Source organism: Streptomyces sp. NPDC005820 (assembly GCF_040630255.1).
Taxonomy (GTDB): Bacteria; Actinomycetota; Actinomycetes; order Streptomycetales; family Streptomycetaceae; genus Streptomyces.
On sequence record NZ_JBEXXE010000027.1, the window covers coordinates 149,879 to 158,705 of the forward strand.

8 protein-coding genes and 1 pseudogene are annotated in these 8,827 nt (G+C 69.8%); 3 read left to right on the top strand and 6 right to left on the bottom strand.

The features are described from left to right. Positions 1–5: 5 nt before the first annotated feature. The 6 genes from ABZ464_RS30770 to ABZ464_RS30795 all read right to left on the bottom strand — a co-directional run bounded on the left by ABZ464_RS30770 (position 6) and on the right by ABZ464_RS30795 (position 7,706). Positions 6–1,259, bottom strand: coding sequence for a M20 family metallo-hydrolase (locus ABZ464_RS30770; protein WP_359282060.1), 1,254 nt, complete (start codon positions 1,257–1,259; stop codon positions 6–8). Beyond that, on the bottom strand, positions 1,243–2,799 hold the full coding sequence (locus ABZ464_RS30775) for a long-chain fatty acid--CoA ligase (protein WP_359282061.1): 1,557 nt from the start codon (positions 2,797–2,799) through the stop codon (positions 1,243–1,245). Before ABZ464_RS30775 ends, ABZ464_RS30770 begins: the two co-directional genes overlap by 17 nt. Further along, the gene (locus ABZ464_RS30780; RefSeq protein WP_359282063.1) at positions 2,796–3,623 is read right to left on the bottom strand and encodes an enoyl-CoA hydratase/isomerase family protein; all 828 of its coding nucleotides are present in this window, start codon (positions 3,621–3,623) and stop codon (positions 2,796–2,798) included. The genes ABZ464_RS30775 and ABZ464_RS30780 overlap by 4 nt, the downstream gene beginning before the upstream one ends. A 28-nt stretch (positions 3,624–3,651) precedes the next feature. Further along, positions 3,652–5,052 (bottom strand): aminotransferase class III-fold pyridoxal phosphate-dependent enzyme, encoded by a 1,401-nt coding sequence (locus ABZ464_RS30785; protein ID WP_359282065.1) that lies wholly within the window; start codon positions 5,050–5,052, stop codon positions 3,652–3,654. Continuing rightward, entirely contained in the window at positions 5,049–6,050 is a 1,002-nt protein-coding gene (locus ABZ464_RS30790; RefSeq protein WP_359282067.1) for an agmatinase, read from the bottom strand. Before ABZ464_RS30790 ends, ABZ464_RS30785 begins: the two co-directional genes overlap by 4 nt. 708 nt (positions 6,051–6,758) lie before the next feature. Further along, the gene (locus ABZ464_RS30795; protein ID WP_359282068.1) at positions 6,759–7,706 is read right to left on the bottom strand and encodes an AraC family transcriptional regulator; all 948 of its coding nucleotides are present in this window, start codon (positions 7,704–7,706) and stop codon (positions 6,759–6,761) included. Between the two features lie 145 nt (positions 7,707–7,851). Here ABZ464_RS30795 and ABZ464_RS30800 point away from each other — a divergent pair, with 145 nt between their 5' ends. From ABZ464_RS30800 to ABZ464_RS30810, 3 genes and pseudogenes are all read left to right on the top strand, one after another. Then, positions 7,852–8,403 (top strand): YceI family protein, encoded by a 552-nt coding sequence (locus ABZ464_RS30800; RefSeq protein ID WP_359282070.1) that lies wholly within the window; start codon positions 7,852–7,854, stop codon positions 8,401–8,403. A 70-nt stretch (positions 8,404–8,473) separates the two neighbouring features. Then, positions 8,474–8,614: a hypothetical protein gene (locus tag ABZ464_RS30805; protein WP_359282072.1), complete on the top strand. Its 141-nt coding sequence runs from the start codon at positions 8,474–8,476 to the stop codon at positions 8,612–8,614. A 31-nt stretch (positions 8,615–8,645) separates the two neighbouring features. After that, positions 8,646–8,827: pseudogene (locus ABZ464_RS30810) on the top strand (alpha/beta hydrolase); the annotation flags it as partial.

Consider the following 8,827-nt stretch of genomic DNA (forward strand, 5'->3'; position numbering starts at 1 on the left):
GGCGGTCAGTCCTGGGCCAGCCGGATCAGGGACGCGGCAAGGACCCTGGTTCCGGCCGCGAGGTCCGGGAGGTCGGTGTGTTCGGCGGGGTTGTGGCTGAGGCCGTCGACGCTGGGCACGAAGACCATGCCGGTGGGGCAGTGCCGGGCCAGGTGGAGGGAGTCGTGGAAGGCGCCCGAGTCGATCTCCATGGCGGACAGTTCCAGGTCCCGCGCGGCCTCGCGGACGGTGTCACGGATCCGGCCGTCGAATCCGGTCGGCGGCATCGCCATGGTGCGTTCCAGACGGGCCCGGCCGGCGTGGGCGGCGGTCAGTTCGCGCAGCCGCTCCTCCACGGCGTCGAGCACCGCCTCCTCCGGGTGTCGCACGTCCACGGTCATCCGCACGTGTTCGGGGACGACGTTGACGGAACCGGGACCGACCGTCACCCGGCCGATGGTCATCCGCAGTCGCTCGTCACCGGCGTCGAACGCCGTGTAGACGCCCGTCGCGATCTCGGTCGCGGCACGCAGGGCGTCCTGGCGGTTGGCACGGGGGGTGCTGCCGGCGTGCGCCGCGATTCCGTCGACGGTGATCTCGTACCAGCGAGTCCCCTGGATGCCGCTTACGACGCCGATGGTCACCCCGGCGTCGGCCATCACGGGGCCTTGTTCGATGTGGGCCTCCACGAAGGCGTGGATGGGGGTCCCCAGGGGACGGAGGGGAACGTCGGCGAAGTGCGGTTCGGCCTCGGCCAGTTCCTCGCCGACGGTACGTCCCGTCGCGTCCGCGGTGGCCAGGAAGCCGTCCAGGAGCGACGGTTCGGTGAAGGCGGACGCCCCCATGGAACCGGGGGCGAAGCGGCAGCCCTCCTCGTTGGTCCACACCGCGACCTCGATGGGGCGCCGGTGCGCCACGCCGCTGTCGGCGAGGGCGGCCAGCACCTCCAGGCCCGCGCACACTCCGTAGGCTCCGTCGAGCCGGCCGCCGGTGGGCTGGCTGTCGGCGTGGCTTCCGGTGACGACCGGGGCCGCCTCGGCGTCCTGTCCTGGCCTGCGGAAGAACAGGTTGCCGATGGAGTCGCGGTAGGCCTGGGCGCCGTAGGAGCGCGCGAGGTCGACCAGGAATCTGCGGGACTTGAAGTCCTCGGGTGTGAGGGCCTGGCGGTCGACCCCTCCGTCGGCGCGTGCGCCGAAGGCGGCGAGGTCGCCGACCAGGGTGCCGAGCCGGGCCTCGTCGACGGCCCCCGCGATGTTCGCGACGTCAGACACGGCGTTCATGTCCCTCCCAGTACTGCTCACGTAGTTGGCGTTTGAGGACCTTGCCGTAGGCGTTCTTCGGCAGTTCGCCGAGGAACTCCACGGAGCGGGGTTTCTTGTACGAGGACATGTGCTCCCGGCAGAAGGCGATGACGTCCTCGGCGGTGAGTTCGGCCCCCGCGCGGGGGACCACCAGGGCTTTGACCGACTCGCCCCAGTCGGGATCGGGGACCCCGATCACCGCGACCTCGGCGACACCGGGGTGCAGACAGATCACCTCTTCGATCTCGCGCGGGTAGAGGTTCGCCCCGCCGCTGATGATCAGGTCCTTCATCCGGTCGGTGATGTAGAGGTAGCCGTCCTCGTCGAGGTGGCCCACGTCCCCGGTGTGCAGCCAGCCGCCGCGCAGGGTCTCGGCGGTGGCCTCCGGCCGGTTCCAGTAGCCCGGCATGACCAGGTCGCCGCGCACGACGATCTCGCCCTTCGCACCGGGCGGCAGCGGCTTGTCGTCCTCGTCGACGACCCGGACCCGTACGGCCGCGCATTCACGGCCGACGGAGGCCAGCCGCCGCTCGCGTACCGGGTCGCGGCCGGTGACGTGCTCGGCCTTGGGGAGCACCGAAACCGTCATGGGGGCCTCACCCTGCCCATAGATCTGGGCGAAGACGGGGCCGAACGCGTCCATCGCGGCGTGCAGTTGGTCGGTGTACATCGGCCCGCCGCCGTAGACGACCGTCTTGAGGCTGGACAGGTCGTAGTCCGTGCGCCGATCGCTGAGCGTCAGCCTGTTGATCATGGTGGGGGCCAGGAAGACCGTGGTGACCCGATAGCGCTGCACGGCCTCGAAGAAGGCCGCCGGCTCGAAGCTGCGGGTCAGCGGGAAGGCCTGTGCGGCGCCGACCGTGAGGTGCGGCAGCATGCAGCTCGCGGTGCCGTGCGAGATGGGCGCGGCGTGCAGGACGACATCGGTGGGCGCCGCGTCGGGCACCAGGTCCAGCAGCATGTGCTGGGCCATGGTCAGCAGGTTGCGATGGGTCTCCATGGCGCCCTTGGGCGCCCCGGTGGTTCCGGAGGTGTAGAAGAGCCAGGCCAGGTCGTCGGGTGCCGGATCGGTGTCCGGTGCCTCGGCGCTGCCGGTGGTGGCCAGTTTCTCGTAGTCGTCGGCGCCGCCGTCGCCGTCCACGACGATCCAGTGCGCCACGTCCGTCGTCGCGGCACGGATGTCGGCCGCCGTGTCGGAGAACTCGGCGGCGTGGATGACGATCCGGGCGCCGGAGTCCCGGACTATGTAGGCGTGTTCCTCCGCCGTCAGCCGGGTGTTGAGGGGCACCGCGGTCATGCCGGCCGCCATGACGGCGAGGAACGCCTCCAGGCCCTCGAAGCGGTTGGGCATCAACAGGGCGACCCGGTCGCCGAGGGCTCCGCGCTCGCCCAGGGCCCGGGCCACCCGGTTGAGGCGTTGCTCGCCTTCCGCGTAGGTGATGGACCGGTCGGCCGTGAGCCACAGCGGCCGCGAGGGGTGACGCAGTGCGCCACGGCGCAGGAGATGGGGAACGTTCATCCGCTGACCCCCGTCGAGACCTCCGGCTCGCCGGAGGGGAAGCGCGGCTCTCGCTTCTCGCGGATGGCGGTGAGACCCTCCTCGACGTCGTGCCGCTCGACGAAGTTGAACATCTCCATCACCACCGAGAGCTCGAAGGCCGGTGCGGCCGACTTGTACCAGTGGTTGAGCGCCCGCTTCGTCCAGCGGAGCGAGGGCTGACTGCCCGCGGCCAGCCGGTCGGCCACCTGCAGGGCGCGATCGAGGACTTCGGCGTGCGGAACGCACTTGCTCACCAGGCCGATCCGCTCCGCCTCGGTGCCGTCGATGAAGTCACTGGTCAACAGGTAGTACTTGGCCTTGGCCATGCCGCACAGCAGCGGCCACAGCATCACGGCGTGGTCACCGGAGGCCACCCCCAGACGGGTGTGGCCGTCGGTGAACCGGGCGGTGTCGGCCATGATGCTGATGTCCGCGGTGAGCGCCACCGCCAGGCCCGCCCCCACCGCCACACCATTGATCGCCGACACCACCGGCTTGTCGAGGTCGAGCAGGTTGTAGACGATGCTCCGCGCCTCCTCGCCGGTGCGCAGGACGCCCGTGATGTCGTCGAGGTTGCTGGTGACCATGGTCAGGTCGCCGCCCGCGCTGAACGCCTTGCCCGCTCCGGTGATCACGACGGCCTTGGTCGCCTCGTCCTTCGCGACCGTCCGCCAGATCTCGGCGAGTTCGAGGTGCAGGCGGGCGTTGGTGGCGTTGTAGACCTCGGGACGGTTGATGGTGATGAGCAGCACGCCGTTCTGCCGGTGCTCGAACAGCAGGTGCCTGTAGTCCTGGTAATCCACGAGGATCTCCCGGAAATCGGGCGCGAGGTCAGCCGAGGAGCCCGTCGCGCGTCAGTTCGTCAGTGAAGTCGTCGAGGGTGCGGCCGATGCGGTCGACCATGGTGTCGACCTCCTCCTCGGTGATGACCAGGGGCGGCGCGACCATGAACCACTCGCCGTACCGGCCCCCGTTCTGCTGCCTGGCGTAGAGCATCAGCCCGTGTCGCAGGCCGAGTTCCCGGATCCGGTCCGGGGCGCGGACCTCGCGGGGGAGGGTGGCCTTCGTCTCCTTGTCGGCGACGATCTCGACGGCCTGCAGGAGACCCAGTCCGCGGACGTCGCCCACGAGAGGCGAGTTCTTGCCCAGTTCCTCGAGCCGGTTTCGCAGGTGGTCGCCCATCCGACGGGCGTTGCCCAGCAGATCGCGCTCCACCAGTTCGTCGAGGACGGCGACCGCGCCGGCGCAGGCGATGGGGTTGGCGTTGTAGGTGTGCGAGAGGTTGAACCCGGTCAGTCCGGCGAGCTCGTCGACCATGCGGGCCGGGGCCAGCATCGCGCCCAGGGGCGTGTACCCGGCTCCCAGTCCCTTGGCGAGGACGACAATGTCGGGGCGTGCCTCGGGCCACTGGTGGGCGGCCAGGAAGGTGCCGGTGCGGCAGGCCGTCATCACCTCGTCGAAGACCAGGTACACCCCGTAGCGGTCGCACACCTCACGGACGTCGGCGAAGAAGCGGCCGGCCGGTACGTTGGCACCGGTCGACACACCGCCCACCGGCTCGATCACGAAGGCGAGCACCTTCTCCGGCCCCAGGCGCAGGATCGTTTCCTCCAGCGCGTCCACGGTTCTGCGGGCGTTCTCCTCCGCACTGATGCCGTCCGGAGTGCGGTAGGCGAGCGGCGCGGGGATCTTCTCGGAGAACGTGATCATGCCGTCGTAGACGGTCTCGTACTCCGGCTCACCGGTGATCGCCATCGTGAGCAGGGTCGCCCCGTGGTAGGACGGCACGCACGAGATGACCCGGGTCCGTTCCCGCTGCCCTGTGGCATAGGCGTACTGGCGCAGGAACTTCAGCGCCATCTCGTTGGCCTCCGAGCCGCCCGAGGACAGGTGCACGCGCTCGTACCCCGGCCCCGCCAGCGAGGCGACCCTGTCGGCGACCATCCGGTTGGGCTCGTGCCGGGACACCCGGACGTAGGAGAAGGTGAGCTTGCGGCCCTGCTCGGCCATCGCCGCGAGCACGCGCTCGTTGCCCTGGCCGAGGTTGTTCACGACCGCGCCCGACGCCACATCGATATAGGGGGTGCCGGCCGAATCGAAGAGGTATATGCCCTCTCCCCGCACGATGTGCGGGAGGCGCTGGGTGTTGCCGTTGGCGTAGAAGAGATCCTGGTGGCCGCCGAGGGCGGGGCGCGCGTCCGGCGTCGGGTCCGTACCGGGGCGGGCGCTCACTGCTCGCCGCCCTTGCGCCGGGCGACGGACTGGGCGATGGAACACAGCATCTCGAACATCAGGTTGGCGGCGTTGAGAGCGGTGTGACCGTACGGGTCGAGCGCGGGGATGAGTTCGCTGACGTCCGCGCCGATCAGGTTCAGCGGCGCCAGGGAGCGGATGATCACCTGCGCGTCGCGCATGCTCAGTCCGCAGGGCTCCGGAGCCCCGGTGGCCGGGCAGTACACCGGGTCCAGGGCGTCCAGGTCGAAACTCACGTACACGGGAGCGTCACCGACGACTCGGCGGATCTCCTCGACGACGCCCTGCCGGCCGATCTCCTCGAACTCGTCCATGGTGACCATGCGCATGCCCGTCGCCGCGTGATAGTCGCGGTCGTCCAGGGAGAAGCGGGTGCCACGGATGCCGATGGAGATCAACTTGGTCGGGTCGAGGATGTCCTCCTCCACCCCTCGACGGAGCATCGTGCCGTGGTTGTAGCGGTTGCCGTACAACTCGTCGTAGGTGTCGGGGTGGGCGTCGATGTGGATCATCGCGATCTTCTCGCCCGTGAACAGTCCCCGCAGGATGGGGTGGGCCAGACCGTGGTCACCGCCGGTGCTGACGGGCACGATGCCGCGGTCGCGCAGACCGCGGTAGTACTCGACCAGGTCGTCGAAGGCTCCCGCGTGGTCCAGGGGATTGACGGGGGCGTCGCCCACGTCGGAGACCCGCACCAGGTCGAAGGGCCCCACACCGTCCGAGTTGAAACGGCGGATCAGCCGGGACATCTCCCTGATCTGGGCGGGCGCGCCTCGCGCGCCGTTGCGGTTGGTACCCCAGTCGTAGGGCACTCCCACCAGCGCGACGTCCAGCTCCACCGCGTCCAGGTCCTGCACCCAGGGGGAGCGGAAGAAGGTCGCGGGCTGCGCGAAGCGGGGCACCAGCGAGGAGTCGATGGGCTGCGGGTGGGAGGCGCTCGCGCCCTCATGGGACCGCACGTTGGCTGCGTCGTTCACCACGCCTCTTTTCTGTCGTATCAGGGCTGGAATCTGCCGAGAGTATTGCTTGTCGACATTCGACAGTCAATGGGGGGCGGGCTCGGGCGCGCCTCGGTGAGGGGCTGACCGTCACGCAGAACACCTGGTGGCGGCGCCGTGGGTGATCGAAATTCCCGCGGCGCTGGTCGCCCGGCTTTGGTCCAGACGCGGGTGGTAGGTCGGATTCGAGTTACGGCAGGTGTGGGCGCATGGCCGTGTCGGTGGCGAAGACATGGGCGCACATGGCGGCCCCGCCGACAGCGATATTGCGGAGGAAGCCGTCCGCGTCGTACCGCTTGTCCTTGCGTCGTCCCTGTACGTCGGGTGCGGCCAGAAGGACAGTGGCGGCGTGTTGAGCGCACCGCGGGCGTCGGAGGTCATACGACGTCCCGTTCCGTCTGTTCCCGCTTGCCGGCGGTGCTGTACTCGGGGATGCCGTGGGGCCTTCCCCCGTGATGGTGGACTCGCTTCGTTGATCACGCGGCGAGCGTGAGCTCAGGCGCGACTCAACGGTCGGCTGGACGGAGGTCTGCGCCACTCCCGGCACCGCCTCGGTTCGCCCCCGCGCCGCCCGCCTTGGGGTTGGCGGCCGGGGGAGGGGCGGCGGGGTCGCCCTGCGGGAGCGTGTGGACTTTCCGAGCAGCGACGGAACGGGTCGCCGACTGTTGCCGGTCGGCCGTGCCGGGCTCAGGGCGGGGCGGTCTCGGGGCCGGCGGTGACCTGACGGCGGTATGCGCCCGGTGCCAGGCCGAAATCCCGTTTGAACGCCTTGGCGAAGGCGAACTCCGAGGTGTAGCCGATCTGTTGGGCCACGCCGGCGAGTGACCCGCTGTCCTCGCGGAGCAGACGTGCGGCGGTGGTCATGCGCCAGCGGGCCAGGTAGGTGAGTGGGGGCAGGCCGACGGCGTCGGTGAAGCGGCGTGCGAACGTCGCACGGGACAGACCCACCCGGGCGGCCAGGGTGGCCACCGTCCAGGGGGCGCCTGGTTGTGCGTGGATGAGTTCGAGCGACCGCGCCACGGGGATGTCGGCCATCGCCTTGGACCAGCCGTCGGCCGGGTAGTCGTCCTGCTGCTCCAGCCAGGCGCGCAGGATGAGGATCAGGACGGCGTCCACCAGGGACGGGATGACAGCGCGAGAACCTGGCGGGCCGGTGTCGATCTCCTCACCGAGCAGGGTGATCGCCGTGTGCAGGGTGCGGTGTCTGCCCGGACTCGCCGGAAGGTGCATGAAGTCGGGCAGGGTGCTCAGGAGCGGGTGCGGGCGTTCCCGCTCGAGCAGGTAGGTGCCGCACAGGAGCAGGCTGCGGGGTCCCTGCCCGCCGGTCGGATCGAAGCCGGGGGGCAGTTCCACCTTGCCGGAGGTCTTGAGGCCGACGTCGACCAGCGGGGTCGTCGGCTGGTCGGCGATGGCGTGCGGGGCCCCGCGCGGCAGCAGCACCGCGTCCCCCGGCCCCAGCGCGTGAGGCGGCTCACCGTTCGGCGGCAGCAGCCAGCAGGTCCCTTGCAGGATGAGGTGAAAGGTCGCCCCGGTGGACTGGGTGAGACGTAGTCCCCAAGGGGCCCGGACGTCCGCGCGGCCGTACGAGGAGAGCCCGGTGCGCATGGCGGAGACCACGTCGGCGAGAACGTCCATGCGCTCACGTTACGGCACATGTCCGAGACGATCGGACATGAAGACCAGACAGAAGGACATGTCACGTCTCATTCGCTGCTCATAGCCTGCTGATGCCCACTGCCTCGGCCGACGCGCTGGCCCGTTCCAGGAGATGCGACCGATCATGCACGACAGCACGAACCGTTCCGCACCCACGACACCGCTGGCAGAAGCCGCCGTCGGCCGCTGGACCCTGGACCCCGGCCGCTCGTCGATCGCCCTCCAGCACACGGGATTCTGGGGTCTGGCCAAGATCAAGGGAGCCTTCACCAGGTTCTCCGGCGAGGGCGCGGTACTCGCCGACGGCTTCGCGCACGGCACCCTGACGGTCGACGCCGCCTCCGTGGACACCGGGATCGCCAAGCGGGACGCGCACCTGCGGGCAGCGGACTTCTTCGACGTGGCCAACCACGCCTCGTTCGTCTTCACGGCGATCCGCGTCACCCCGAGTGGCCCCGCGTCCGCGGAGGTCACCGGTGAGCTCACCGTACGCGGTGAGACCCGCCCGCTCAGCTTCACCGCGCAGGCCGCCGAAGCCTCCGAGAACGCCGTCACACTCACCGCCGAGGTCGACATCGCCCGCGGCGACTTCGGGATGACGGCGAACCCGCTCGGTCTGATGAAGGCCATCACGACCCTCACGATCACCACCCGCTTCACCCGCGTCGGGGCCTGACGCGTCAATTGGGGCACCGCATCCCCCCGGTTGCCACGTACCGCGTGAGCAACGCGCAAGCAGGACACTCATGAAGCACATCCTCGTTCTCGGCGCCCGCAACCTCGGCGGCACGATCATCGATCGTTTCCGCGCCGACGACATCACAAGCCAGTTCAAGGCCGCCCTCGTCGGCGACCTGGCCGGGCTGTACGAGCAGCTGGCCAAGTAGGACAGGGAAGACAGGAAAGGGAGACTGCGAAATGCCCAGCCAGGAGTCACGTCCCACGATGCACATCTCGGGGACCACCACACACACCATCGCCCCGCGTGCCGGGCGTGACGGCCATGAGGGAACCCTTCGCTACCTCAAGGCGGGCAGCGGTGCCCCGCTGGTCCTGCTGCACACCGTGCGCACCCAGGCCGAGCACTACCGCCTCCTCAT

Bases quoted from the DNA above. Each gene is read 5' to 3' on its own strand.
- ABZ464_RS30770 (WP_359282060.1), bottom strand. From the start codon at position 1,259: ATGAACGCCGTGTCTGACGTCGCGAACATCGCGGGGGCCGTCGACGAG.
- ABZ464_RS30795 (WP_359282068.1), bottom strand. From the start codon at position 7,706: ATGGACGTTCTCGCCGACGTGGTCTCCGCCATGCGCACCGGGCTCTCC.
- ABZ464_RS30805 (WP_359282072.1), top strand. From the start codon at position 8,474: ATGAAGCACATCCTCGTTCTCGGCGCCCGCAACCTCGGCGGCACGATC.
- ABZ464_RS30800 (WP_359282070.1), top strand. From the start codon at position 7,852: ATGCACGACAGCACGAACCGTTCCGCACCCACGACACCGCTGGCAGAA.
- ABZ464_RS30775 (WP_359282061.1), bottom strand. From the start codon at position 2,799: ATGAACGTTCCCCATCTCCTGCGCCGTGGCGCACTGCGTCACCCCTCG.